This window comes from Streptomyces sp. NPDC059897, from assembly GCF_042730865.1.
In the GTDB taxonomy this organism is placed as follows: Bacteria; Actinomycetota; Actinomycetes; order Streptomycetales; family Streptomycetaceae; genus Streptomyces.
The window spans coordinates 162,306-185,921 of record NZ_JBHWKQ010000002.1; the positions used below are offsets into that span (position 1 = coordinate 162,306).

25 protein-coding genes and 2 pseudogenes are annotated in these 23,616 nt (G+C 70.4%); 17 read left to right on the top strand and 10 right to left on the bottom strand.

From position 1 onward, the window contains the following. The first annotated feature begins 13 nt into the window (after positions 1–13). Complete coding sequence (locus tag ACFV9W_RS03420; protein WP_385755163.1) at positions 14–340, top strand: hypothetical protein; 327 nt, start codon at positions 14–16, stop codon at positions 338–340. A gap of 146 nt (positions 341–486) precedes the next feature. On the opposite strand, the gene ACFV9W_RS03425 is transcribed toward ACFV9W_RS03420, so the two are convergent. Then, entirely contained in the window at positions 487–1,560 is a 1,074-nt protein-coding gene (locus tag ACFV9W_RS03425; protein WP_385755165.1) for a DMT family transporter, read from the bottom strand. Between the two features lie 336 nt (positions 1,561–1,896). On the opposite strand from ACFV9W_RS03425, the gene ACFV9W_RS03430 reads away from it, so the two are divergent. Then, on the top strand, positions 1,897–3,354 hold the full coding sequence (locus tag ACFV9W_RS03430; RefSeq protein ID WP_385755166.1) for an alanine/glycine:cation symporter family protein: 1,458 nt from the start codon (positions 1,897–1,899) through the stop codon (positions 3,352–3,354). 99 nt (positions 3,355–3,453) lie between these two features. On the opposite strand, the gene ACFV9W_RS03435 is transcribed toward ACFV9W_RS03430, so the two are convergent. Further along, complete coding sequence (locus tag ACFV9W_RS03435) at positions 3,454–4,140, bottom strand: GntR family transcriptional regulator (protein WP_385755167.1); 687 nt, start codon at positions 4,138–4,140, stop codon at positions 3,454–3,456. Between the two features lie 320 nt (positions 4,141–4,460). On the opposite strand from ACFV9W_RS03435, the gene ACFV9W_RS03440 reads away from it, so the two are divergent. From ACFV9W_RS03440 to ACFV9W_RS03470, 7 genes and pseudogenes are all read left to right on the top strand, one after another. Then, on the top strand, positions 4,461–5,840 hold the full coding sequence (locus ACFV9W_RS03440; protein WP_385755169.1) for a protoporphyrinogen/coproporphyrinogen oxidase: 1,380 nt from the start codon (positions 4,461–4,463) through the stop codon (positions 5,838–5,840). A gap of 53 nt (positions 5,841–5,893) precedes the next feature. After that, complete coding sequence (locus tag ACFV9W_RS03445) at positions 5,894–6,787, top strand: dihydrodipicolinate synthase family protein (protein WP_385755171.1); 894 nt, start codon at positions 5,894–5,896, stop codon at positions 6,785–6,787. Between the two features lie 35 nt (positions 6,788–6,822). Next, on the top strand, positions 6,823–8,322 hold the full coding sequence (locus ACFV9W_RS03450) for an aldehyde dehydrogenase family protein (protein ID WP_385755173.1): 1,500 nt from the start codon (positions 6,823–6,825) through the stop codon (positions 8,320–8,322). Positions 8,323–8,330: 8 nt separating this feature from the next. Then, a complete protein-coding gene (locus ACFV9W_RS03455) occupies positions 8,331–8,585 on the top strand; it encodes a hypothetical protein (protein ID WP_385755174.1) in 255 nt (84 codons plus the stop codon). A 252-nt stretch (positions 8,586–8,837) separates the two neighbouring features. Beyond that, positions 8,838–9,746: a hypothetical protein gene (locus tag ACFV9W_RS03460; protein WP_385755176.1), complete on the top strand. Its 909-nt coding sequence runs from the start codon at positions 8,838–8,840 to the stop codon at positions 9,744–9,746. A gap of 205 nt (positions 9,747–9,951) precedes the next feature. Further along, a complete protein-coding gene (locus ACFV9W_RS03465) occupies positions 9,952–10,170 on the top strand; it encodes a hypothetical protein (protein ID WP_385755178.1) in 219 nt (72 codons plus the stop codon). Then, positions 10,112–10,432, top strand: a pseudogene (locus ACFV9W_RS03470) (transposase); the annotation flags it as partial. The gene ACFV9W_RS03465 and the pseudogene ACFV9W_RS03470, both read left to right, overlap by 59 nt. A gap of 164 nt (positions 10,433–10,596) precedes the next feature. Here ACFV9W_RS03470 and ACFV9W_RS03475 read toward each other — a convergent pair. Both ACFV9W_RS03475 and ACFV9W_RS03480 read right to left on the bottom strand, forming a co-directional pair. Continuing rightward, positions 10,597–10,875, bottom strand: a complete 279-nt coding sequence (locus tag ACFV9W_RS03475; protein ID WP_385755179.1) for a hypothetical protein — start codon at positions 10,873–10,875, stop codon at positions 10,597–10,599. A 6-nt stretch (positions 10,876–10,881) separates the two neighbouring features. Continuing rightward, the gene (locus ACFV9W_RS03480; protein WP_385755511.1) at positions 10,882–12,177 is read right to left on the bottom strand and encodes a MerR family transcriptional regulator; all 1,296 of its coding nucleotides are present in this window, start codon (positions 12,175–12,177) and stop codon (positions 10,882–10,884) included. A gap of 41 nt (positions 12,178–12,218) precedes the next feature. Between ACFV9W_RS03480 and ACFV9W_RS03485 the strand changes: the two genes are divergently transcribed. The 5 genes from ACFV9W_RS03485 to ACFV9W_RS03505 all read left to right on the top strand — a co-directional run bounded on the left by ACFV9W_RS03485 (position 12,219) and on the right by ACFV9W_RS03505 (position 16,310). Next, positions 12,219–12,386, top strand: coding sequence for a hypothetical protein (locus tag ACFV9W_RS03485; protein WP_385755181.1), 168 nt, complete (start codon positions 12,219–12,221; stop codon positions 12,384–12,386). A 122-nt stretch (positions 12,387–12,508) separates the two neighbouring features. Beyond that, a complete protein-coding gene (locus ACFV9W_RS03490) occupies positions 12,509–12,952 on the top strand; it encodes an NUDIX hydrolase (protein ID WP_385755183.1) in 444 nt (147 codons plus the stop codon). Positions 12,953–13,302: 350 nt separating this feature from the next. Beyond that, the gene (locus ACFV9W_RS03495) at positions 13,303–14,109 is read left to right on the top strand and encodes a hypothetical protein (RefSeq protein WP_385755185.1); all 807 of its coding nucleotides are present in this window, start codon (positions 13,303–13,305) and stop codon (positions 14,107–14,109) included. A 441-nt stretch (positions 14,110–14,550) separates the two neighbouring features. After that, positions 14,551–15,222: an RNA polymerase sigma factor gene (locus ACFV9W_RS03500; protein ID WP_385755187.1), complete on the top strand. Its 672-nt coding sequence runs from the start codon at positions 14,551–14,553 to the stop codon at positions 15,220–15,222. After that, positions 15,219–16,310 (top strand): CU044_5270 family protein, encoded by a 1,092-nt coding sequence (locus tag ACFV9W_RS03505; protein WP_385755189.1) that lies wholly within the window; start codon positions 15,219–15,221, stop codon positions 16,308–16,310. The genes ACFV9W_RS03500 and ACFV9W_RS03505 overlap by 4 nt, the downstream gene beginning before the upstream one ends. Before the next feature lie 459 nt (positions 16,311–16,769). Here the strand turns inward: ACFV9W_RS03505 and ACFV9W_RS03510 are convergent. Further along, positions 16,770–16,961: pseudogene (locus ACFV9W_RS03510) on the bottom strand (GNAT family N-acetyltransferase); the annotation flags it as partial. Between the two features lie 421 nt (positions 16,962–17,382). On the opposite strand from ACFV9W_RS03510, the gene ACFV9W_RS03515 reads away from it, so the two are divergent. Continuing rightward, the gene (locus tag ACFV9W_RS03515; RefSeq protein WP_385755512.1) at positions 17,383–19,152 is read left to right on the top strand and encodes an ATP-binding cassette domain-containing protein; all 1,770 of its coding nucleotides are present in this window, start codon (positions 17,383–17,385) and stop codon (positions 19,150–19,152) included. 176 nt (positions 19,153–19,328) lie between these two features. Here the strand turns inward: ACFV9W_RS03515 and ACFV9W_RS03520 are convergent, their stop codons facing one another. Further along, complete coding sequence (locus ACFV9W_RS03520) at positions 19,329–19,457, bottom strand: DUF6281 family protein (protein ID WP_385755191.1); 129 nt, start codon at positions 19,455–19,457, stop codon at positions 19,329–19,331. Between the two features lie 112 nt (positions 19,458–19,569). Here ACFV9W_RS03520 and ACFV9W_RS03525 point away from each other — a divergent pair, with 112 nt between their 5' ends. Both ACFV9W_RS03525 and ACFV9W_RS03530 read left to right on the top strand, forming a co-directional pair. Beyond that, positions 19,570–19,818 (top strand): SCO4226 family nickel-binding protein, encoded by a 249-nt coding sequence (locus ACFV9W_RS03525; RefSeq protein WP_385755193.1) that lies wholly within the window; start codon positions 19,570–19,572, stop codon positions 19,816–19,818. Positions 19,819–19,984: 166 nt separating this feature from the next. After that, positions 19,985–20,764: a methyltransferase domain-containing protein gene (locus ACFV9W_RS03530; RefSeq protein WP_385755514.1), complete on the top strand. Its 780-nt coding sequence runs from the start codon at positions 19,985–19,987 to the stop codon at positions 20,762–20,764. Between the two features lie 100 nt (positions 20,765–20,864). Here the strand turns inward: ACFV9W_RS03530 and ACFV9W_RS03535 are convergent, their stop codons facing one another. The 4 genes from ACFV9W_RS03535 to ACFV9W_RS03550 all read right to left on the bottom strand — a co-directional run bounded on the left by ACFV9W_RS03535 (position 20,865) and on the right by ACFV9W_RS03550 (position 23,496). Beyond that, the gene (locus ACFV9W_RS03535; RefSeq protein WP_385755194.1) at positions 20,865–21,104 is read right to left on the bottom strand and encodes a hypothetical protein; all 240 of its coding nucleotides are present in this window, start codon (positions 21,102–21,104) and stop codon (positions 20,865–20,867) included. Positions 21,105–21,216: 112 nt separating this feature from the next. Further along, positions 21,217–22,380 (bottom strand): aromatic acid exporter family protein, encoded by a 1,164-nt coding sequence (locus ACFV9W_RS03540; protein ID WP_385755195.1) that lies wholly within the window; start codon positions 22,378–22,380, stop codon positions 21,217–21,219. Positions 22,381–22,461: 81 nt separating this feature from the next. After that, complete coding sequence (locus ACFV9W_RS03545) at positions 22,462–22,680, bottom strand: hypothetical protein (protein WP_385755197.1); 219 nt, start codon at positions 22,678–22,680, stop codon at positions 22,462–22,464. A gap of 45 nt (positions 22,681–22,725) precedes the next feature. Next, a complete protein-coding gene (locus tag ACFV9W_RS03550) occupies positions 22,726–23,496 on the bottom strand; it encodes a DUF1206 domain-containing protein (RefSeq protein WP_385755198.1) in 771 nt (256 codons plus the stop codon). Between the last annotated feature and the right edge of the window lie 120 nt (positions 23,497–23,616).

Below are 23,616 nucleotides of genomic sequence, written 5' to 3' on the forward strand. Positions count from 1 at the left end.
ACTCGCCGGGGCCATGCTGATGCTCAGCGGACCGCTCAGCATTCTCATGGGCGCGTCTGGCCTCGCACAGGACAACGTGTTCGCCGCCTCGACCCACTACGCGTACGGGTTCAGTCTCACCACCTGGGGCGTGATCCACCTCGTGGTCGGAGCGGCGCTCGTCGTCGTGGGCCTGGCCATCCTGACGAACAAGAGCTGGGGCCGCGGGGCCGGCACAGCCGTGGCGGCGATCAGCCTCGTCACCCAGTTCATGTTCGTTCCGTACTACCCGCTGTGGGCAATCCCGGTCATGGTCATCGACCTCCTCATCATCTTCGCGCTGACGAGGTTCCACACCTGAACCGACGAGGAGCGGTGACCGCAGGTGGGCCTATGACGGACCCTCAAGGACGGCGCCGGATACGCATAGCGGAGTCCGCGGGCCTACTGGTTGAACCGCAGCCGCCGCGATTTCCGCGCGAGACGTGACACCCGGTCGGCGGCGGCTTACGCCGATGGCGTGGGCGCGGCCACCGACTCCGTACCGGTGTCCGTATCCGTATCCGTGGCCGCAGCCGTATCCGTGGCCCCCGCGCATCCGTCGCGCCCGCGACCTGCAGCGCTCCGCTCGACGACGAGCGATCCCGACCGGCGCCCGGTCCTCCGGGTCGGCACCGTCAGCACGGCCAGGCACGCCACCACCATCCCGATACCCAACCACCCCAGCACCGGCAGTCGTTCGCCCACGACGAGGACCGCGAGGATCGCCGCGACCGTGGGCTCCAGGAGTGAAAGTGTCGTCGCCGTGCTGGCGGGGACATGCGCGAGGCCCCAGCCGAAGAGGACGTAACCCGTGAACATCGGGACGAGGGCCATGTAGAGCCCCACCCCCGCGCTGGTCCAGGAGACGAGCAGCGGGGCGCCCGTTGCCAGCAATACCGGCATCAGCAGTACCCCGCCGATACCGAAGACCGTGCCCATCGCGGCGCGCGCCGTGACGCCCCGGCTGATCAGGCGGTGCGCCGCCCAGGAGTACAGGGCGTAGGTGAGGCCCGCGACCAGCCCGAGCGCCACTCCGACGACGGTCGTGGTGGCGGAGCGGGCCTGGTCGCCGGATCCGGCGGAGGCCGCCTCGGCCGCGCACAGCAGGGCGGTGCCCGTCAGGCCGAGCGCCGCTCCGGACATCCAGCGGCGCGTGAGGCGGCGGCCGTCCGCGAGGCGTTCGATCACCGCGGAGGCGAGCGGCGCCGAACCGATCGACACGACCGTTCCGGCGGCGACGCCGGCCAGGTGCATCGAGGTGTAGAAGGCGAGGGGGTAGGTGGCCACGGCGAGCGCGCCGAGCAGCACCACGCCGCGCTGCGTGCGCAGTTGGGGCTTCTCCGTGGCGATGCGGGGCGCGGCGATCAGTGCCTGGAGCAGTCCGCCGAGGCCCATGGCGACCGCGCCGATCGCGAGCGGACCCACGTCCGGGGCGAACGTCGCCGAGGTGCCCGTCGTGCCCCACAGCAGGGAGGCCGCGAGCACGCACAGCGCCCCCACTCCTGCCCCTGCGGGGGTGGGCCGTCCCGTTTCGGTCATCGCGTTCCTTTTTCCGTGAGCAGCCCATGGCTCGGCGCCGGGGCGCGCGAAGTACCCGGACGCACCGGCCGGTTGAGACTTCATGGGTTCTTGGGATTGCTGGGGATGCTGAGGGACCGGAGGGAGTTCTCCGCCAGGACCGTTCGAGGAGGGCCGTCAGGGACGGGTGTCAACGGGTGTCGGTACTGAGGGCTCAGCACGGCTCGGCGACCCCCGGTCGACCGGAACATTAATCTGTGATCACAGATCACACAAGGGTTTCCGTGGGCGGGCTCGCCGCGTAGAGTGCCGCCGTCGTCCAGGGACGGGTGTCACCGAGCCACTGGAGACGCCTCTATGGAAATCCTGTCCACGATCAGCGGGTGGGTCTGGGATCCGCTGGCCTATGTCGCTCTGGCCACCGGCGTGCTGTTCACGCTGGTCACGAAAGGGGTCCAGTTCCGCCGCGTGCCGGACATGATCCGGCAGCTGCGCGCGGGCGAGGCGGGCGAGGGCGGTCTGTCCTCGCTGCAGACCCTCGCCCTGTCCCTGTCCAGCCGGATCGGGGTCGGCTCCATCGCGGGCGTGGCCACGGCCGTCGCCTCCGGCGGCCCCGGCGCCCTGCTGTGGATGGTGGTCACCGCGCTGCTCGGGGCCACCGCCGCGTACGCCGAGGCCGTCCTCGCCCAGGTCTACAAGCGCCGCAGCCACGGCGAGGACCTCGGCGGCATGCCGTACTACATCAAGTACGGGCTCAAGGCTCCCTGGCTCGCCTCCGTCGCGGCCCTGGCGACGATGATCGCCTACGGTTTCGTGCTGCCCGGCGTGCAGGCCAACAACATCGCCTCCAGCGCCCAGTTGGCCTTCGGTACCGAGGGCTGGCAGGTGGGCCTCGTGCTCGCCGCCGTCCTCGGCGTGGTCGTCGTCGGCGGCACCCGCAGGATCGTGAAGGTGGTCGAGTCCGTCGTCCCCTTCGTGGCCCTCGGGTACATCATCAGCGCGTACGTGATCATCGCGCTGAACATCGAGAAGGTGCCGTCCGCCATCTCCCTGATCGTCTCCAGCGGGATGGGCGTCGACCAGGTCTTCGGCGGCATCATGGGCTTCGCCGTCGCCTGGGGTGTGCGCCGGGCCGTGTTCGCCTCCGCCCTCGGCCTGGGCGAGGGCACCTTCGCGGCGGCGGCCGCCACCGTCTCGCACCCGGGCAAGCAGGGCATCGTCCAGGCCTGCAGCATCTACATCGATGTCCTGCTGATCTGTACGGCGAGCGGTCTGCTGCTCGTGGTGACGGGCGCCTACAACGTGACGGACCCCTCCGGGGGCTTCCTCGTGGAGCACGTGCCCGGAGCGGTCGCGGGCCCCAACTACATGCAGGAGGCGATCGATTCGAGCCTGCCCGGCTGGGGCGCGGGGTTCGTCGCGGTGGCCGTGGCCATGTTCGCGTTCGTCTCGATGGTGTTCTTCTACTACGTCGCCCAGACCAACCTCGCCTTCCTGCTCGGCGAGCGCCGCAGCCGCGGCCTCGAGTCCCTGCTCAAGGCCGGCACGGTGGCCATCGCCTTCATCGGCACCGCCGTCACCGCCGACGCGATGTGGGCGGTGGGCGACATCGGCTACGGCATCCTCGGCTGGCTGAACATGGTCTGCGTCCTGCTCCTGACCCCCGTCGTGCGCAAGGTGATCAAGGACTACGACCGTCAGCGCAGCCAGGGCCTCGACCCGCGCTTCGACCCGGGCCCGCTCGGCATCCAGGGGGCCGACTACTGGCAGACCCAGACACAGAAGGGGACCGCCAAAGAGCCGGAGAGCGTCTGAGGCGCAGCTCGGGAACGCAGAGGGAGTTGAGTGAAGCGCCCGTGTGCGCTCCGCTCAACTCCCTCTGGCATCTTCCTGCTTCTGCTGTTTCTGCTTCTGCTAGTTCTGCTTCTTCTGCTCCTTGAGCTGCGCCTTGATGCGTTCTATCGCGCTCGCCAGGGACTCGCGGGTGACCGCGGCCGCCGCCTCCGCGTCGCCCGACTCGACGGTGTCCACCAGGCGTTCCTGATGGCGCCACAGCGCGTCGTCCACCGGCTTGTCGAGCGCGGAGCGGGCGCCCACCGTCTTGTAGGCGCGGCACTGTCCCCACAGCGCGCGCACCGTGTCGACCAGGACCGGATTGCCGGAGGCCTCGTACAGGACGCCGAGGACGGTCTCGTCGCGGTCGAGGTAGTCCATCACCCCGCCCTCCGCGATGGCCTCGCGCATGCTCACCAGTCCCTCGCGCATCGCGGCGATGCCGGCCGCGTCGATGCGTGCGGCACCGAGCCGCGTGGCCTCGACCTCCAGCAGGAGCCGCACGTCGTAGGCGTATACGAGTTCGGCGAGGTCCAGGCCCTTCACCACGGACCCCCGGTGCGGCGCGCGCTCGGCGAAGCCCGCCTCCTCCAGGCGGCGGATGGCTTCGCGTACGGGCATCTCGCTCGTGCCGACCAGTGCCGCGAGGTCGCGGATACGCAGCCGGTAACCGACCGGGAACTCTCCGCTCATGATCGACTCGTGCAGCACCGCGTAGACGCGGTCGGCCATGGAAGTGGCCGGTTCCAGGCGTTTCGAGGTATCCACGTGCGCATCCTAAACAGCCGACTGGCGGCCCACCCGGGGGTTGTCCGGCTTGGGTGGACTCCCTTGGGGACCGCTGTGTGATTTTTGATCAAATCCTAGTGGTGCCGCTCCGGGCGTCACCGGGCACCCTCGTGCGGGCGCGCCGGGAATCCCGGGAGCCGATGAGATCCGTCCCGCGAACCCCATTGTGTGATCTGTGATCACATCCTAGTGTTGCCCCCAGATCGCCGCGCGGCCCCTCCGTTCGCGCGCGTCCCCAACAGCACTCCCAACCCATCGGGCAGGTCCTCCGGCCTGCCATTAATCAGGGGGGCACTCCCATGAAAGACGTCGTCATCGTCGGCGGTGGCATCGCCGGACTCTCCGCCGCCTGGCGGCTGCGTCACCTCGACACACTGGTCCTGGAGTCGGACCACCGGGTCGGCGGCCGCGTCCGCTCCGAGAAGCGCGGCCGCTACTTCCTGAACTGGGGCGGCCACGTCTATGCGGGCGGCGACTCCGCCACCTCGCGGCTGCTCGACAGCACCGGTGTCGACGCCGTCCCCGTCCCCGGCTCGCTGTCCGGCCTGCACATGAACGGCAAGCTGCTGCTCAAGGGGCGCGTGGAGACGTACCCCTTCCGCATCCCCATGTCGCCCGCCGCCCGCATCGGCATGCTCACCACCGGCGCCAAGGTCTTCACGAAGGTCGGCAAGTACGCCCGCATCGTCGGCCGCCGCAAGGGCGAGAGCGAGGCCCAACGCCAGCAGCGGGTCTACGACTTCATGAACGACATCAGCTTCAAGGAGTTCATCGGCGACATCCCCGCCGACGCCCAGGCCCTCTTCGAGCCGACCGTCACCCGCTCCGCCGGTGACATCGACCAGATCTCCGCCGGAGCCGGCGTCGGCTACTTCAGCCTCGTGTGGAACATCGGCGCGGGACTGTCGAACTCCATCGTCGGCGGCCCCTCCACCCTCACCGAGACCATCGCCGCGGCGCTCGGCGAGAGCGTCCACCTCGGCGCCACCGTGCGCGAAGTGGTGCAGAAGAAGGACTCCGTCGTCGTCCGCTACGAGCAGGGCGGGCTCGAGTTCGAGGTCGAGGCCCGCACCGCCGTGCTGGCCACCCCGGCCCCCGTCACCCACCGCATCGCCCCCGACCTGGAGACGGACCTGCGCGACGCGCTCTCCAAGATCCAGTACGGGCCGTACGTCAGCGCCGCGTTCCTCACAGGCGAGACCGGCCCGCGCGCCTGGGACAACGCGTACGGCATCGCGACCCCCAAGCGGTCCTTCAACGTCGTGCTCAACATGTCCAACATCCAGCACGGCTACAGCCGCGAGCGGCACCCCGGCTCCTCGCTCATGACGTTCTCGCCGGGCACCCTCGCCCGCAATCTCATGGAGAAGGACGACGAGGACATCCGGAACACCTACCTCGAGGATCTCGACCAGGTGCTGCCGGGCGTGGCCTCCGACGTCGTCGAGTCGCACGTGTGGCGGCTCCCGCTGGGCGCCCCGTACTGCTTCCCCGGCCGCGGAAAGCTCCAGCCGACCCTGACCCGTCGCACCGGCCGCATCCTGCTCGCCGGCGACTACATGGGCTCCCTCTACACCGAGACCGCCATCCAGTCCGGCCTCAACGCCGCGACTGACGTGCGCGGGCTCCTCGCCACCGACCGGCAGACCGCGCACGCGGGCCTGGTCGCCGCTTCCTGAACTCCGCACCACCCGCCCCAACTGCCCCTGGATCGCAAGGAGAAGCACCCACCATGACCCTGCAGAACGGCATCCTGACCGCCCTCGCCACCCCCTACGACCAGACCGGTGACATCGACGAGAAGCTGCTGCGCGTCATCGTCGACCGCTCCGTCGACGGCGGCGTGTCCGGCGTCGTCGCGGGCGGCTCCACCGGCGAGTTCGCCACCATGACCGGCGACGAGCGCCGCCTGCTCGTCGAGACCGTCGTCGACCAGGCCGCGGGCCGCGTCCCGGTCATCGCCCAGACCGGCGCCGTCGCCACCCGCGAGGCCGTCGCGCTCACCCGGCACGCCGAGAAGGCGGGCGCCGACGTGGTGATGGTCGTCGCCCCGTACTACGAGACGCTGACGATGGACGAGACGCTGCGCTACCTGCGCACCGTCGCGGGATCCGTGTCCATCCCGGTCATGCTCTACAACATCCCGGACGCCACCGGCGTGAACCTCGACCCGGACACCGTCGGCGCGCTCGCCCGCGAGGTCGAGAACATCAAGTACATCAAGGACACCAGCGCCGACATGGCGCAGGCGGGTCAGCTCATCCACCGCCACGGCGATGTCATCGACACCTTCCTCGGCTGGGACAGCCTGCTGCTCGCCTCGGTCGCCGAGGGCGCCGCCGGTGTCATGGCCGGCTCCGCCAACGTGATGGCCGCCGACCTCGTCGCCGTCCACCAGGCGCTCACCGCGGGCGACTTGAAGCTGGCCAGGGCCCGCTGGAAGTCCGTCTTCCCGCTGATGGACACCCTGATGACCGGCGGCCCCTTCATCCAGGGTGTGCGCGCCGCGATGGAGGAGATCGGCCTGCCCGTCGGCCCGCCGCGCGAGCCGCTGCTGCCCGTCGAGGCCGCACACCGCGAGCGCATCCGCGCCGCGCTCGCCGGCCTGCCGCACCTGAACGTCTGAGACGGACCGCGACCGCGCCCCGAGGGAGCCACGACATGACCTTCACCGTCCACCGCCCCGCAGCCGGCACCACACCGCTGATCGACGCCGATGAGCTGCCGCCGCTCGGCCACTTCGTCGACGGCAAGTTCACCGAGCCCAACACTGAACTGACCGACGTCCTCGACCCGGCCACCGAGGAACTCCTCGCGCGCGTCCCACTCGGCACCGTCGAGGACACTGACCGCGCCGTGGCCGCAGCCCGCGCCGCCCACCCGGCCTGGGCCCGCCTCACCCCCAAGGAGCGCGCGGACCTCCTCCTGGCCGTCGCCGACCGGGTCGACGCCAACGCCGACCTCCTCGTACGCCTGGAGTCGGCCGACACCGGCAAGCCGTTCGCGGTGTCCCGCGACGACATCGCCATGACGGCCGACGGCTTCCGCTTCATGGCGGGCGCCCTGCGCACACCGAGCAGCAGCCTGGGCTCCGGCGAGTACGTCGCCGACCACACGTCACTGATGCTGCGCGAGCCGCTCGGTGTCATCGGCGCGGTCACCCCGTGGAACTACCCGCTGCTGATGGGCGCCTGGAAGATCGCCCCGATCCTGGCGGCGGGGAACTGCCTGGTCCTCAAGCCGTCCGAGCAGACGCCGCTGTCCACGCTGAAGTTCGCGGAGCTGGTCGCGGACCTCCTCCCGGCCGGTGTCTTCAACGTCGTCACCGGCCGCGGCTCCGTCGTCGGTGACCGGCTCGCGCGCCACCCCGACATCGCCATGATCGCGCTGACCGGTTCGACCGGCAGCGGGCAGGCCGTCGCCCGCGCCGCCGCCGACACCGTCAAGCGCGCCCATCTCGAACTGGGCGGCAAGGCCCCGTTCGTGGTCTTCGAGGACGCCGACCTCAAGGTGGCCGCGGAAGGCCTCCGTACGGCCGGGTTCTGGAATTCCGGTCAGGAGTGCGGCGCCGCGTGCCGTGTCCTCGTCCACGCCTCCGTGGCCGAGGAGTTCACCGCACACCTCGTGCGCGAGATCGAGCAGATCACGGTCGGCGACCCGCGCGCGGGCGACGACATCGAGATCGGCCCGCTGGTCTCCAAGCCGCACTACGACCGGGTGCGCGGCTACATCGGCCGCGCCATCGCCCAGGGCGCGCGGCCGGTGGTCGGTGGCGCCGCCCTCGAGGAGGACAAGCCCGGCTACTTCGTCGCGCCGACCGTGCTGGTCGACGTCGCCGAGGGCGCCGAGATCACCCGCGAGGAGGTCTTCGGCCCCGTCGTCAGTGTCGAGACGTTCACCGACGAGGACGAGGCGATCCGCCGCGCCAACGACAACCACGTCGGCCTCGGCGCCTCCGTATGGACCGAGAGCGCGCGCCGCAGCCACGCCGTCGCCGCCCGCATCGACGCCGGCACGGTCTGGGTCAACTCGCACCTCGTGCTCGCCAACGAGCTCCCGTGGGGCGGCTTCAAGGGCTCCGGCTACGGCCGCGACCTGTCGGTCTACGCCCTGGAGGACTACTCGCGCACCAAGCACGTCATGCATCACCACGGGCGCTGAGGCCCACGGTGAGCAGCAGCATCCGGATGTCCGAGCCCCAGATCTCCGCGCTCTGCATCCGGGCGCGGCCGGCGGCCGGCGCCGCACCGCCGGCCGCCCGAATCCTCACCCGCAGCGCCCTCGACGCCGAGCCGGTGGGGAAACGGGCCGTGGGCCTCGCCCACCTCTTCGACTACCTCGACGCGTACCGCGATGGTCGGATCGCGGCGGGCGTCGCCGCCGAGGTGACCCGTCCCGCGCCCGGGCGCAACACGTACCACTAACAGACGACCAGTCGAGAAGGGCCTCAACCAGTTCCAACAGCCCACGAGAAGAGTTCGAATACGGGTTCCCACTGCCTTCCTGGATCAGCAACGCGGTTACAGAGCGCCATGGCATGATCAGGTCACATGACCGGGGGGATGAGACTGCGCCGGGCCCGGCGCCACAGGATGCGCGCCGATCGGGCCATCGAGCGAGCGGCGGACGCGTACGGCAGAGCGGGCCTGGCCGGCGGGATGCCCCGCAGCGTCCGCGTGGTCCTGCGTACCAACGCCCGGTACACGGGCCGTTCCTGGATCTGGCAGCTTGCCGCGGTACTCGGGCTGATCTACTCGACAGCGATCGTACGCAAGTCGCTGATGCCGGCGACTTGGCAGGACACAAAGCTCCGCGACAGCTTCACGGAACTCGTCACCGCACTGTGGGACGCCCCGCCCCTTGCCTTCGCCGTCCTCTTCCCCTGGTTGATCACTTTCCCGGCCATGATGGCGGCGCTGTCCCTCATGCTCATCGTGGGCCCGGCCTGGCTGGGCATTGCTCTGGCGCTCGGGCGGATCGATCACCGCCCGGTGCGCGGCGCGGCGCGGCTGGCCCGCAGCGAGCCGGTCCGCCGGCTGTTCGAGGGGGTGGAGCGGTGTGGCGCGCTCCGCGCGTGCGGGCACGCCTCCGCCGGGCGCACGATGCGCAGGTTGTCCAAGGAACAGCGTGGCATCGAGAGTGTGGTACTGGGCTTGCACCGGGTCGACGGCAGGACTTCGTGGCGCGGCCCTCGTCGGCGTGCGCTCAAGCGGCATGCGCAACTGGTCGCCGCGGCGCTGCGCCGCGCCGAGGAACTGATCGACGTCGACCGGCAGGCGGGCGCCACTGAACTGGCCCGTCTCTATGTGAAGATCGCCGAACGGTATACGCAGGCCCGGCTCGGCGCTCTGCTGGACGAGGAAGAGCTTGAGGACCTGCAGCCCGTCCGGGACTGGGAGCCGGTCCGTCTGGCCGCCGCGGCCGTTCTCATCGCCGCTGCGGCGCTCGCGGTGACCCTGGCCGGGCTACCCGACGCGGCCGTGGTCTACGTCATCGGTGCGTGTGCCGTGCTGGTCCTGGTCATCCTGTACGGACGCCGCGTACACAGCGCGGTCCGGATCCTGGAACTGCTGCGCGGGCCCTGACCGAAAGCAACCGGCCCCCGAGCCATTGATCCAGACGTCTTTGACACGGCGGGGAGCCAGGCGACCGGGGCCCGCTGCACGTAGGCGCGCTGGTGGTCGGTGATGTCCGCAACGGGGACGGGCAGGCCGTGCCGGAATCTGCACGGTCACCGACGGGCACGTCACCCGCCACGCCACCCGGCCCTGCCGGGTGATGCCGGCCACCGTGCACACCAGCAGCGCGATCAGGATGGCGCTGGAAGCGGCCTCGCAGTTCGCGCCGTTCTGCGTCCGCCAGATCGTCATGACCAAGCCCCTGGGCCGGCTGGCCTTTCCCGAACTACTGCTGGACTTCGGCGTCTACGGCACCGGAGTCGTCCCGCAGCGCCGCCGACGACCTCGCCAAGGCGGTGGGAGAAGCCTTCCCTCAGCACCCGGACGCTGACGTGATCCTGAGCATCCCGGGGCTCGGCATCCAGCTCGGCGCCCGGACACTGGCCGAGATCGGGGACAACCGAAACCGATTCGCCGACGCTCGCGGCCTGAAGGCCTGCGCGGGCTCCTCACCGGTCACCAGGACTTCCGGCAGGAAGTCCTGCATCACCCGGCGGCGTGTGAAGAACGACCGCGTCAACCACGCCGGACACCTCTGGGCCTTCGCGGCCCCCAACGGCTCGCCCGACGCCAAGGCCCACGACCGGCGCCGTGGATAGAGCCGGGCAGGACCGGAGACGTCCAGATGAGACGCCCGAAGGGATCGGTCAGCACTTGAACGTATGCGCGGTCGCCATAGCCTCGGTCAAAGTGGGCGCGAGAACCGTAAGCATTCGGGCTCGCACAGTGTGCGACAGCCGGCTGTCTGAGAGCCGGGTCAGTGCGGGATGCGGCGGCCGAGGAACGCGGCTACGTGGTCGAGGGCCGGAGCGCACTCGGGGGCGGATTGTGCGGCGGCGATGGATCCGCCGGCGGTGCGGGGCAGGTCGCCGTAGATTTCGCGGACCACCGGCAGGGCGGCACGCGCGATGCGGGGCTCCAGGTCGCGGTCGCGGCCGAGCGCCGTCGCAAGGTCCCAGCCGTGCACGAGCAGCTCCACGAGGAGTTGCTCGACCAGGCGACGGCCGGGGGCAGGGCCGAAGGAGCGGTGCAGCATGCCCGGTTACCGGAAGGCCTCGCGAGCCTTGGCGGCGGCAGTCTCGAAGGCGGCGATGTGGTTGTCGCCGAGGTGGTCGTCGCCGTGGCCGTCGGTGGGGGGCGTGCCCTGAGCGAGACCGCCCCAGATGATGTTCTCCCACACCAGATGGTCGAGCAGGTCCCGGACGGTCCAGTCCTCGCAGGGGGTGGGCAGTTCGAACTGGTCCGGCACGGTTGCGCGTACGAGTGTGCCGACGGTGTCCTGGACGCGCAGGCACGCGGCGAGGACACCGCCAGGCCAGGGATCGGTGCCGTCCGCGTAGAGAGATTCCAGCCGGGCGTTGCGCGCGCCGGGAGCGGGATTGGCGCGCAAGGCGGTGGTGAGCCACTGCCCCTCCTCGGCGATCCCGGCGGGTGCGGGGCGGCCGCCGAGGACGCACAGCAGTTGCCAGAAGCGCTCCACCACGGGCTCGGAAGCGGCAGTGAGCTGCTCGTGCAGGAGTGTGCGGGCCTCGGGGCCGTCGGAGGTCACGGTGGGGTCGGCGTTCGCGCGGCTGGGGAGCCAGGCGGCGATGATGTCGGCGACGGTCTGGTCGGCGGCCGGGGAGTCGGCCGCGATACCGGCGCGCGTCGCCTCGCGGACGCGTGCCGTCCAGGTGTCGGTGAGTGCGCGCATTTCCTCCGCCATGCCAGAGTCCTGCACTCCCTGCCCGTGACGGGCGGCGTACTCCGCGATGCGCCGCATGGCGGGGCGCAGCTGCCCGTCGGCGATCAGCTCGCCCAACTCCAGCCAGGCGTCGACCTGTTCGTCGGCGGGATCTTCCGGAAGGTCGGCGCCGGCGGCGAGGAGCCCTTCGCGGAAGTGGGGTACGTCCAGATCGCCGAGCGTGTCGGTGAGGAATCCGTGGACCAGCTTGCGGCGTTCGTCGGGGGACATGTGGGCGGTGCGTGTCATCAGGGCGAGTCCTTCGTGGGTGGTGCGACGTGTGACGGTGCGCAGGACGGCCTGGTGGGTCCGCAGCTGTCGGATCTGCGCCTCCAGGGCCTCGGCGTGTGCGGCGGCCACCTCGGCGAGCCCGTCCTCGCGGTCCAGCGCGGCCCGGATCTCCCCGAGCCCCATCCCCAGGTCCCGCAGCGTGCGGGCCAGGTGCAGCCGGGCCACGCCCGCGGTGTCGTAGCGGCGGTAGCCGCCGGCGGTCCGGCCGACCGGTGCCACGACGCCGACATCCGACCAGTGCCTGACCACCTTCACCGGAAGCCCGGTCTGCCGCGCCACGGCCCCGATACTCCAGGTGGGCCGCGACGAGTCGTCCGTGTACATGTCCTCCACTCTCGACTCTCCCTTCGTGGGAGAGTCAAGCAGTGTCGGACGGCTCAGGTCACGGCGCCATCGCGCTCGGCGCGCTCCTCGGCGGCCAGGCGGCAGACGGTGTCGGCATCACCGCGGCGATGTGGGTGGGCGGTGGGCTCGCGCTCGCGGCTCTGGTCGCCACCGCGGAGGGCCGTGCTCCGACCACCGGTCGAGTCTGACCATTCGGGTGCGCGATAGGCAGGGTGACGAGAGCTTCCCGGATTGCGGAACCTTTGACGAAGACCACTGGCGTCCCGAGTCCTGTGCCGCCTGGCCGGCGTGACCGCTACGCTCTCGCGCCATGAGCGAAGCACCCACGCGTGACGCCTCCGTGGTCGTAGCGATCGACGACAAGAACAAGGTCGCGATCCTGACCGCCGACTTCCCGAAGCATGGGGGCGAATTCCTCTTCTTGCCCGGCGGCCGACGTGAAGCAGGCGAGGACGCGGCAGCATGCGCGCGGCGCGAACTCAAAGAGGAGGCGGGCGTCACTGCCACATCCTGGGCCCACCTGGGCAACTACGCCATGACGCTCGCCTCAACCGCCAGGATTGATCTGTTCCTGGCGAGCGGCCTAACTCTGGGGCTGCAGGAACTCACCGATAGCGAGCAGGACTTCAAGCTGGATTGGTGGCCCCTTGACGCAGCTCTCGCCGCCGCAGAGAAGGGCCGCTTCCTGCTACCCGCGGGGCCACTCGCCCTGCTCCTGGCTGCTCGCACAACACGCCTGACCTCTGTCGTATGACTCCCGGCCGAGCCGCCGATGAACTCATGCGCCACGACCGTTACGGCTGTCTGGCGCCGTGGAGTTGCCGGTCGCGTGCGCTCGGATGGTCACAGCCGATTGCGTGCTGAGTTCCGCGCATGTTTGGGCTTCGAACAGCGGGTGTCTGAGTCAGCGCAGCGGGAAAATGATGGCCGAGTCACAGGCTGCGTACCGGCAATGTCCTATCGGACTGCCCGGCTACGTCCTGGCCCCGCCCACAGTGCTGGGGACGCATCGATCCGCCGCTCCCACGATCGCTTGTGTCACGAATCCGTACCGGAGTTTTGGCGCACCCGCCTGATCGCCGGAGCTGCGAAACGGTGGAATGCATGACGGACGCAGGCAATGCCATCGATGCAGCGACCCAGGCCATTCTGACCGCCGATGCGTCGGACGATCAGGCGGCCCAGGCCCAGGCGCTCCACCACCTGGCGGTCGCCCTGAAAGGGGACGACCGCCTCGACGAATCGGTGCTCGTCTTTCACCTCGCCGCCCGGGCCGCCCAGGCCGCCAACGTGCCCGAGCTCGCAACAGAGGCTGGCAATGCGCGAACTGAACTGAGGCAGTTCATCTCGCAAGGGTGGCGTTACCAGGACAACCTCCCCGCACTCGATGTCGTGCTTCGTGCCCACGACGAGGGTGCGACGAGCTTCGCTCTGATCGGGCCGAGGACCGAGCGGTCACGCGAGCCGGACAGCCGGATCCACCTGGGTATGCAGCAACACGCCGAGGCAGTGACGCGGGAAAGGAACCGCGAACTGCAGCGCCGCGCAGAGGAGGAGCGCAACGGGACTGGCGTCGACTGGATGGAAGCTCCGCCCTATGCGGAGCTGGCAGTCGGGTTCATCGCTCTCAAGGTCCTCGGGCCGTTCATTGAGACTTTCGCGACCAAGCTCGGCGAGCAGTTGGGAGAGTCCGTCGGCCGGGCACTCGGCCGCATCAGACTGTTCCGGCCGGCCGGCGGGCGCAGGTTCCTGGGCGTGCGGGTACCGGCCTCGCAGGTGTTGACAAGAGTGGAACTCCCCGAGGACCTCACCGAAGAGGCTCGCCTCGCCCTCATCGACCTCGACCCCACAGTGGAAGAGGTGCGTGGTCGGCTCCTCCGCTGGGATGAGACCTCGAAGACATGGAAGTAGTGGAGGGGCCTGCCCCTCCGCACCGGCGACGCAACTACACGGGACGTGGCTCGGTGAAGTACGTGCCAGCAAGGGAGCCGTCATAGCCCATGGCCTGAGCACCGGCCTCCAGGCTCGGGTGGTCCCGGTCACCAACGTCAATCATGGCTTCGTAGTCCGCACGGGTCAGCTCGGGCTCAACCCATTCATGGGCGCAGCGGATGCGGATACGGATGGTGCTGCGGCGCCTCGCCGTCCAGGACGTAGGGGCCACCGAGGCCGAGAAACTCGGCTGCCTCCCGGCACGCGCCGGCCTCGCATGGGTGAGGTGCGTGCCCGCGCTTCACCACAGGGTGGGTGAGAAGGCCGGCATCAGGCTGGTGTGTAGTGCCGACCTCGGCGCACGCCGGCAGTGTGGCGTGCTTCACAGCAACGCGGGCCGTTCCGTGGACAGGCAAGGGTGTGGAGACTTCACTGCGTGCCCGCGTGCGCGACGGGGATCCGTACGCGTTCGGGCAGCTCTTCGACGAGCACGCCGCTGCGGTGTACCGGCATGCCGTGCGGCTGACCGGGCACGGGCGGCACGGGGCCGTGGCCGACGACATCGTGTCGCTGACCTTTCTGGAGGCGTGGCGGCTGCGCGAGCGGGTGCTGCCGGGGGAGGCGAGCCTGCGGCCCTGGCTGCTCGGGATCGCCACGAACGTCGCGCGCAACACCGCGCGTGCGGGCCGAAGACATCAGGCCGCGCTGGCCCGGATTCCGCCGCCGGGCCCCGCCCCCGACATCGCCGACGAGGTGGTCCAGCGAATGGCGGACGCCGCTGAACTCGCGGCCGCACACCGGGCGTTGGGCCGGTTGCGGCGCGGGGAGCGCGAGGTGTTCACACTCTGCGTGTGGGAAGGGCTGAGCGCCGCCACGGCGGCCGAGGCCCTGGGGGTGGCCGTGGGCACCGTACGGGCCCGGCTCTCGCGGGCACGCAAGCGGCTGCGCCACCTCACCGAGTCCGAGCTCGAAGCCGGAGCGGGCAAGGAGGCGGGCGTGCCGCAACGCCCGGTCCCGTTCGGACAGTTACCGGGTGGCCGCCTCTCGGCGGCCCGGTCCACGCAACCGCCGACGGAGGAGGACAGGCGATGAACAACACCCCGCGACGAAGCGGTCGACAGGGGCCCGGCCAAGGCCCCGAGGCACAACGGGAGTTGGCCGCTCTGCTGCCCGCCCCCGGCCGGCCGGAGCTCGCACAGGACCGACACCGCGTTCTGAGGGAGCACCTGATGGAGCACATCACTCGTGAGGCCGCGCAAGCCACGCAGACCGTCGAGTCCGACGGTTCCGGCGAAGCCGCGGTGCGCGCCGACGGGGACGGCCGCGGCGTGTGGTTGCCGACCCGACTGCCGCACCCCACCCGCCGGTTCAGGCGCTTCGCCGCGCCGCTCGCACTGGTCGTCGTCGTGACTGCCGGGGTCGTCGTGGTCGACCGGGTACGGGACGGCGCCGGCACCCAGCAGGTCACCGTGGCCGAGCAGCGCGAGGCCGAGCGGCTACTGAACCGGATCGCGGGCGCGGCGGGCCGCCGGTCCGCGAACGCCGTTCGCGACGACCAGTACATCTACACCAGGTCCCAGGGCAACTCGTCAGTGCTCGGTGGCCCGGATCGGCTCGTCCGGGACGGCAGGGGCAAGGTCGTCAGCGCCGTCCCCTACGAGGGCCCCGTGCTGCGGGAGCAGTGGGACCCGGTCGACGGCAAGCGCGATGGACTGCGCAGGTCCGAAGCGCTGGACACCCGCGACTGGCCCGAAGACGCGCGGACGCAGGACATGGCGATGTCCGACGTCCCGTACCTGACGTTCCGCCAGTTGCGGGCCCTGCCCACCGATCCGGACGCGCTGCTGGAGCGGCTCTACCGGGACACCGAGGGCATGCAGTCGGACCGGACAGAGGCCATCGCCGAGTACGTCCGGGTCGTGCTGCCCCAAGCCACGCTCCTGCCCGACCTGAGCGCCGCGCTCTTCCGCGCCACGGCCCGACTGCCCGGGGTACGCGTCGTGCAACACATCGAGGACGCCTCGGGCCGCAAGGGGATCGGCCTGACCTTCGCGGGTACCGAGGACGACCCGGCCTGGGTCTTCGACCCGACGAGCCTGGCCTACCTGGGCACGACGCGGACCGCGCTGCTGGAGGTGGGGGTGGCCGACAAGAAGGGGCAGGCCCCGCAGACCTCCTGACACCGGGCGGGCCGCGCCGGGACCCTGCTGGCAAGACATGCCGGATCCGCGGTGCCGAATCGTGCGGCTACCCGGATCCGGCCGGCACACCTTGGACGTGTCCCTTTGACGACAGGCCCTGGAGACCACGCCGGAGTCGTACGTACTAAGACCATGTCGGTGACCCCGCCGACGGGCACCGGCAGTCCCCCGCCTCCTCAGTCGGCCTCGGTGTCACACGAGTGGGGCTGTTGTCGGGACTTGCGCACCGACCAGACGACGTAGCCGAGCGCTCCGAAGATCACGAGGCCGAGAACAAGACCGAGCCACCCCGGCACGCCGCCAACGTCGTAGTGCCTCGGTGGTGTGTATGCGAGCAACACGGCAGCGCCCCCTAGTTGTTGGCGGCACTCCAGCCGTCCGCAGAGGCACCTTCCGGGCGCGAGAGACCAGGTGATGCTGCAGCCATCCGATTCGGCGGCCGGCGAAAAGGCCACCCACCTCGATCACCCAAGTGTGCGCCGGCGTGAACCCCTCCCGCAGCCGCTGCCGCACTCGCTGCTCGTCGTACCGCCCGAGCCGCTCCATATCCGTCCGCAGCACCACGGCCCGCAGCTCGGCCACCGGCTCGACGTCCGCCGTCGAAGCCGGCCGCATCATCCAGTCCCCCATGATCGCCAGGCTACTGCGCCCAGCTCTTCCCGCTCCCACGGACGAGTCGCCCGCGCCCCGATCTCTTGGCCATCTCCACGTGCCGAAACCTCTTAGGCCACACGCGTATCGGTGACCGGCGATTCGGCCACGGCGGGTGCCGCATCGCCTGCGGCGGCGTCGGCGTCCCCGCGTCCGCCGCCTTGCCCCAAGCGGGCTCCGACGCGTCCGAAATCGAGCGCGTTCGAATCCGTCGATGCGTCGTTAACCCGAGCATCGCCGAGCCGCCCGGGCTCGCCGCTGAACCCCAAGGAGGGTGCAGGTGCCAGTAACCGACGCCTCGACAACGATCCCGACAACTCCTCCCCCTCCCCCACCCGCCGATCTCAACTTCGTGGGCAAGCACGGCAAGAACCCGCTGGCAGACGCCAGTTTCGGCGCCATGTGCCGCCGTCTCCCCACCGTTCTGGCGCAGACCGCCCGCATGGCGTGGGCCGTCGACAGGACCGGCGTCGTGCTCCTCCTGGCCTGCCAGCTGCTCACCGGCATCGCGGCCGCCGTGATGCTCGCCTTCACGGCCCGGTCGATGACGCACCTGCTGGGTACGGGCTCCGTGTCCGAACGTCTGCACGGCGCACTGCCCGCGCTGATCATCGTGACGGCGGCTGCGGTAGTTGGTCGGATCAGCAGCGCCCTGTCCAGCTACGCGGACGGCCGGATCACGCCCGTACTGCTCACCGAGGCGGACGTCGCGCTCGTCGAGGCCGTCTGGCGCGTGGAATCGGCGGCATACAGCGAAGACGGCTTCACCGACCGCCAGGAGGCCGCCGAAGTCGGCGTAACCCGCACTCGGTTGATGATCCAAGATGCCCAGCGGTTCATGTCCGCGGCGATCCGGATGCTGGCCGCCGGCAGCGTCATCACCGCCCTGCACCCGCTGCTGCTGCCGCTGCTCCTGCTCGCCGTCGTCCCGGCCGGCGTGGGAGCCGTGCTCTCCGCCCGGGTGGACTACGAGACCCACTACCTCAACGTCGGCGACCGCAACGTGCGCTCGATGATGCGGTGGGTGGCCACGTACTCCCGCTACGGCGACGAGGTCCGCGCCAACGGCATGACCAGCTACCTCACCTACTGGTACCGGGCCCTGTCGGAGCGCATCGACGCCCGCACCCTGACCGCGGCCCCCAGGATGCTGCGCATCGTCCTGGCCACCAGCGCCCTCGGCGGCACCTTCCTGCTCGGCACCTGGGCCACCCTTGCCTGGCTGGCCGCCACCGGCCGCATCGCCCTGCCCGTCGCCGCCACCGCCCTGGTAGCAGTGCAGACGACGCTGGGCGCCCTGTCGCAGTTCGTCATCCACGGCGCGGCGCTGTTCCACACCTCGCTCTACCTGGCCGACATGCGCTCCTTCCTCGACATGGCGCACGAACGCGCCCCGAAGCGCGGCGCGTTGGCCATCCCGGAGCGCGTCGACGAGATCCGCCTCGACGAAGTCGTCTACCGGTACCCGGGCAAGGACACTCCAGCCGTCGCCGGGGTGTCGCTCACCCTTCGTCGTGGCGAGATCCTCGCCGTCGTCGGCGAGAACGGCTCGGGCAAGTCCACCCTCGTCAAGGCGATCACAGGGATCCTCCTCGCCGACAAGGGGCGCGTTCTCTGGGACGGTATCGATCTCGCGCAGGCCGCGCCCGACTCGGTGTGGTCACGCACCGCGCTGGTGCCGCAGAACTTCGCCTGCTGGCCGCTGCGGGTCCGCGAGAACATCACCCTCGGCCAGCCCAAGACCCGCGACGACGGGCCGGTGTGGGACGTCGTCGATGCCGTCGGCATGCGTGCTGAGATCGAGAAGCTGCCCCAGCAGCTCGACACGCTCCTCGCCCGCGAACTGTGGAGCGGTGTCGAGCTGTCCGGCGGGCAGTGGCAGCGTCTGGTCTGCGGCCGCGTCCTCTATCGCCGCACCCCGCTGATCGTGCTGGACGAGCCGACCTCACAGATGGACGCCCGCGGCGAGCACGCCATCTTCACCGAGATCAAACGATTGGCCGCCGACCGCATGACGATCGTGGTCACCCACCAACTGGCCAACACCAAGCTTGCCGACCGCGTTCTCGTCATGGACCAGGGCCGCGTCGTCGAGCACGGAACGTACGACGAACTCGTCGCCGCCAACGGCCACTTCGCGGAACTCGTCGCACTCGCCAAGGACCGCTGATCGACACGGGAGCCTTGCGCGTCCAGCACCATGGCCGTGCACGGCTCCCGTTGGTGTTCCGCGATCTGGTGCGCGCTCAGCGGTCGGGGCAGGTGCAGGTGCAGGTGCAGGCGGGGATGCAGCGGGAGCGGATCCCAGCGGCACGCGTCGGTCGCCACCGCGCCCCGACTTCCACCCTATGACTGGTCGATCAGCCTCTTGACCTCAGCGGGAAGTTTCGTGCCAGAGCGGACCGCCGTGAAAACTGCTTCTTCCGGCGTCTCTCCTACCGCTATGGCCACGTCGCAACGTCGAGCACGGTCCATCGTGACTCCTGTTGGTTACTGGGCGGCGTCGGAGGAGGATGGACTGTACGGAGCCGGCCGGTGAGCAGCCAGATGTGACCGACGGGCCGGGTGAGAGAGGAGGTGCGGCGTCATGTCGCAGTTCATGGACGTCCACCACGGGATGAAAGGCCTCACGGCCGACGACCTGATGAAGGCGCACCAGGCCGACCTCGCGATCGAGAAGGAAGAAGGCGTCCACTTCGAGAAGGCATGGGCGGACCCGCAGTCCGGTACGGTCTACTGCCTGTCCGAGGCCCCTTCCGCGGATGCGGTCCAGCGCATCCACGAACGGGCGGGGCACAAGGCCGACGAGATTCACGCCGTCCCGCTGTCCGTGTGATCCCGGGCCCGGGGCCCGAGTAGCGGCGCCGTACGGGAACGAAAGTCCGCGCGGGCCCGCACGGCGCTGCGGTGCGTCCCCCGGCTGTCCTGAGACGTATGCGCGGGTCGGGAGTACCGTCGATGGTGTGAGCGGAGACGATGCGAACCGGCGGTGGACGCAGTCCATGCCGGATGCCTATCAGCGTCACCTCGTGCCGGTGTTCTTCCGGCCCTTCGCGGCCGACCTCGCGGCGCGGGCGGCGGCCCTGCGCCCCCACCGGGTGCTCGAACTCGCGGCGGGCACCGGGGCCCTCACCACCGCGCTGCTCGACGCCGCACCGGGCGCCCGGGTCCTGGCGACCGACCTCAACGACGCGATGGTGACCCGCGGTTCGGCGCAGGAGCCGCGCGCGGAGTGGCGGCAGGCGGACGCGCAGAAGCTGCCGTTCGAGGACGCGTCGTTCGACCTCGTCCTGTGCCAGTTCGGCGTCATGTTCTTCCCGGACAGGCCCGGCGCCTACGCGGAGGTGCGCCGGGTCCTGGTCCCGGAGGGGCGCTTCCTCTTCAGCAGTTGGGGACCGGTGGACTCGCACGGATACGGCGCGGTCTTCCAGGACGCCTTGGAAGCCGCGATCCCGGAGGGCGCTCCGACCTTCCTCCGCGAGATCCCGCACGGTTACGCCGATCCGGCCGTGGTGGCCGAGGACCTCGCGGCGGCGGGGCTTCGCCTGGACGCCGCCGAGGACGTGACGCTGGACGGCGTCGCGGAGTCGGCCGCCTCCGTGGCCATCGGGTTCCTGACCGGTACGCCGGTGAGCGCCGCGCTCGCCGACCGTCCGGACGCGGCGGCGGTCCGGGACGCCGTCACCCGGGCCATGACGGACGCCTTCGGCCCCGGCCCCGTGACCGCCCCGATGACGGCGACGGTCTATGCGGCGCGGCGCATGCCCGGCGGAGCCGCGTAGTTACGTGTCCTTCTCCGGGCAGGTCGCCCTCTCCCTCAAGGCTCGGAGAGAAGGTCCGCTCACCGGGTGAGCGGGAGGGCGAACCAGTGTTCGCCCCTCGCTACTTGCCGTGCGTGATCAGGCTGCCGTCCTTGCAGTGCTCGGTGTGCTCGCCCACGTGGCCGCCCCCGAGCGCGGGGGTGACGGCGACCTCCTGGAGGCAGGTGGCCGCGTCGGCGGCGTTCACGTCGTCCGCGATGGCGACTCCGGAGCCGAGGTTGCTGCCGTTGACGGCCTGTGCCGGTGCGGCGAGGCCCGTGATGGCGAGGGCGAGGCCGGCGGCGCTGATGATCTTCTTCATGCCAGGCGAACGATGTGGCGTGCCCCGTGGGTGCGGGGCGGCGGGCAGGATCACCTGCCCAGGCGAGAAGGCAAACGTTCGCACGGGCTACGTGAGACGTACCCAGCCCTTCTCACTCGTCGGCGGTGACCATGAGGACGTCGCACGTGTGCTGGAACTCCTCCATCAAGCGGGTCGCCTCGACGACGAGGACGCCGTAGGGGCGGGTGGAGTCGGCCAGCGGCAGGTCGTGCTGCTTCGCCGACTCCGCGATCCGCTCCCGCGCCTTCTGCGCCGTGTCCGCCAGCTTGCACATCTCGTCGGCCTGCTCCGCGAGGGTGTCGCTGTCGATTTCCGCGACGACGTGGGCGATGTCGCGCAGTCGGCGTGCGAAGTCGGCGTACCTCTCGAGGACCGGGGCGTAGGTGTACGTGCTCTCCTTCTCGCGCCACGTGCCGAGACTGCGGGTCAGCGAGCCGAGCTGGTAGACCGCGCGCTCCAGCGCGTCCAGGGTGTCCCGGTAGCGTTCGAACGACTGGTAGCCCCGGTGCGCGGGCAGCAGGCGCCGCGGGTTGAAGGGCAGGCTGTTCTCGGCCGTGCTGAGCCCGCTGCGCGCGTTCTCGACCGCGTCCTGCAGGCGGCCGCTGGTGGTGCGCCAGTGCTCGGCCCGGTCGGCGTCCACGTCACCGCTGCCCAGGCCGTCCGCCACATCGTCGAGCAGTGCCTCGATCTCGGCGGCCAGGGCGTGCAGGCCATGTTCCGCGCTGCGGTAGCGCAGCGGAGGCGCGATGCACAGGTGCACGATCAGGCCGATGCCGCAGCCGACGAGAACGAGCAGGATGATCTGCCCGAGTTGGCTCGCCTTGTCCGCCGTGGAGGTGGCCGCGGCGTAGGTGGAGAAGGCGAAGAACGCGGCCGTCGGGACCTGGGACCGCTGTTCGCCCAGCGCCGGCCACTGCGCGATGATCAGAGCGATCAGGGCGACCAGCACGAAGGCGACGAGGTCGGGTCCCACGGTGAAGCCGATCGCGGCCTGTACCGCCACGCCAACCGTGACGGCACCGGCGTAGCGCAGCGCCTGCCACACCGATGCGTGGATCGTGGTGTTCATGGTGAGCGCCGCGGAGAACGGTGCGAACGCCGGCGACATCGCTTTCATGAGGTCGTGTGCGACCCACCACGCCAGTGTCGCGGCCAGCGCGCATTTGCCGATGAACAGCACGGTGTCGCGCTCGTGCCCGGACGAGCGCAACGCCCGCACCCACCACTGACCACAGCTTCGGATCCGGTCCAGCACGTACTCTGACTTTCCTTTCTGTGTGCCCCTTCGTGTGCAGCAGAACAACAGGGTGGGCCCGACCGTGCAGGGTTCGTGGCTCTACGGCATGTCGACCTTCTGTGCCGCGTCGACAAGGCGCCGCAGTTCTTCCTCTGTCCAGCCGGTCAGCCGCGACACATGTGCCCAGTCGTCGGGCGTCGCCCCACTCGACCGAAGGACCGCCGCCGCCTCGGCCTCCAGGTCCGTGCGGGCCGCGTCGAGGGCGGCGGTGGCGTCCTGGTAGCGCTGCAGCGCGAGTTCCAACTTGGGTTCGTCCATCGCCGCATTGTGCACCACGAAGCCGACGACGAGCGCGACGTCCCGTCACACCTTGCGCCACCTGGCGTTGGCCCAGGAGAAGAGACCGAAGGCGACGAGACCCACGGCGATCAGCACGAGCAGCCACGGGCCCGCCGGGGTGTCGGTGAAGGAGCGCAGCGTGTCGTCGATGCCCTTGGCCCGGCCCGGCTCGTGGCGCACCGCGGCGGTGACGGCGAAGGCTCCCGCGGCGGCGAAAACCACGCCGCGGGCGGTGCCGCCGAACACACCGAGAACGTCGACGTACTTGCGGGCGCGAGAGGAGAGTCCGGACATCTTCAGATGCTTGTGGAACTTCCGCAGGAGCGCCCGCACGGCGATCCAGAGGCCGGCCGCGGCGACGGCGCACCCGGCGGCACCGACGATCCACTGTCCGTGCGGCCATTCCAGCGCCTTCGCTGTGACGTCCTTGGAGCTCTCGTCGGAGCTGCCGCCGCCGCTCGACTTCTCCCCGGCGGCGAAGGACAGCACGGAGTACGCGACGAAGCCGTAGAAGACGCAGCGGCCGGCGGCCATCGCCCGTTTGCTCGCCTTCCTGCCGTCGGGTCCTGCCTGGCCGAAGACCGCCTCGGACAACCGCCACAGGGCCATTCCGGCCAGGGCGATGCCGAGCAGCCACAGCAGGGCCATGCCGAAGGGTTTCTCGGCGATCTCCGCCACCGCACCGCTGCGGTCCGCCTGCTTGCCGCCGCCGTCGGCGAAGGCGATGCGCAGGGCGAGGAATCCGATCAGGAGGTAGATGACACCGCGCCCGACGAAGCCCGCCCGGGCCGCCATCGCGAGCGCGGGGCTCTTCGCCGCGCTTCGAGCCCGTCCGAGTCCTCGTGTCCTCGCCGATCCAATAGCTGCCATGGCATCCGAATGCCCCCGGTTCGGACTTCAACTCCTGTCCGTGGC

What these genes read in the sequence shown, in the direction of transcription:
- ACFV9W_RS03550 (WP_385755198.1), bottom strand. Translation starts at nt 23,496, where the DNA reads ATGGCGGCCCGGGCGGGCTTCGTCGGGCGCGGTGTCATCTACCTCCTG.
- ACFV9W_RS03475 (WP_385755179.1), bottom strand. Translation starts at nt 10,875, where the DNA reads ATGCTGCACCGCTCCTTCGGCCCTGCCCCCGGCCGTCGCCTGGTCGAG.
- ACFV9W_RS03515 (WP_385755512.1), top strand. Translation starts at nt 17,383, where the DNA reads ATGTGCCGCCGTCTCCCCACCGTTCTGGCGCAGACCGCCCGCATGGCG.
- ACFV9W_RS03495 (WP_385755185.1), top strand. Translation starts at nt 13,303, where the DNA reads ATGACGGACGCAGGCAATGCCATCGATGCAGCGACCCAGGCCATTCTG.
- ACFV9W_RS03520 (WP_385755191.1), bottom strand. Translation starts at nt 19,457, where the DNA reads ATGGACCGTGCTCGACGTTGCGACGTGGCCATAGCGGTAGGAGAGACG.
- ACFV9W_RS03525 (WP_385755193.1), top strand. Translation starts at nt 19,570, where the DNA reads ATGTCGCAGTTCATGGACGTCCACCACGGGATGAAAGGCCTCACGGCC.
- ACFV9W_RS03440 (WP_385755169.1), top strand. Translation starts at nt 4,461, where the DNA reads ATGAAAGACGTCGTCATCGTCGGCGGTGGCATCGCCGGACTCTCCGCC.
- ACFV9W_RS03450 (WP_385755173.1), top strand. Translation starts at nt 6,823, where the DNA reads ATGACCTTCACCGTCCACCGCCCCGCAGCCGGCACCACACCGCTGATC.
- ACFV9W_RS03535 (WP_385755194.1), bottom strand. Translation starts at nt 21,104, where the DNA reads ATGAAGAAGATCATCAGCGCCGCCGGCCTCGCCCTCGCCATCACGGGC.
- ACFV9W_RS03545 (WP_385755197.1), bottom strand. Translation starts at nt 22,680, where the DNA reads ATGGACGAACCCAAGTTGGAACTCGCGCTGCAGCGCTACCAGGACGCC.
- ACFV9W_RS03530 (WP_385755514.1), top strand. Translation starts at nt 19,985, where the DNA reads ATGCCGGATGCCTATCAGCGTCACCTCGTGCCGGTGTTCTTCCGGCCC.
- ACFV9W_RS03490 (WP_385755183.1), top strand. Translation starts at nt 12,509, where the DNA reads ATGAGCGAAGCACCCACGCGTGACGCCTCCGTGGTCGTAGCGATCGAC.
- ACFV9W_RS03420 (WP_385755163.1), top strand. Translation starts at nt 14, where the DNA reads ATGCTGATGCTCAGCGGACCGCTCAGCATTCTCATGGGCGCGTCTGGC.
- ACFV9W_RS03445 (WP_385755171.1), top strand. Translation starts at nt 5,894, where the DNA reads ATGACCCTGCAGAACGGCATCCTGACCGCCCTCGCCACCCCCTACGAC.
- ACFV9W_RS03480 (WP_385755511.1), bottom strand. Translation starts at nt 12,177, where the DNA reads ATGTACACGGACGACTCGTCGCGGCCCACCTGGAGTATCGGGGCCGTG.
- ACFV9W_RS03505 (WP_385755189.1), top strand. Translation starts at nt 15,219, where the DNA reads ATGAACAACACCCCGCGACGAAGCGGTCGACAGGGGCCCGGCCAAGGC.
- ACFV9W_RS03430 (WP_385755166.1), top strand. Translation starts at nt 1,897, where the DNA reads ATGGAAATCCTGTCCACGATCAGCGGGTGGGTCTGGGATCCGCTGGCC.
- ACFV9W_RS03425 (WP_385755165.1), bottom strand. Translation starts at nt 1,560, where the DNA reads ATGACCGAAACGGGACGGCCCACCCCCGCAGGGGCAGGAGTGGGGGCG.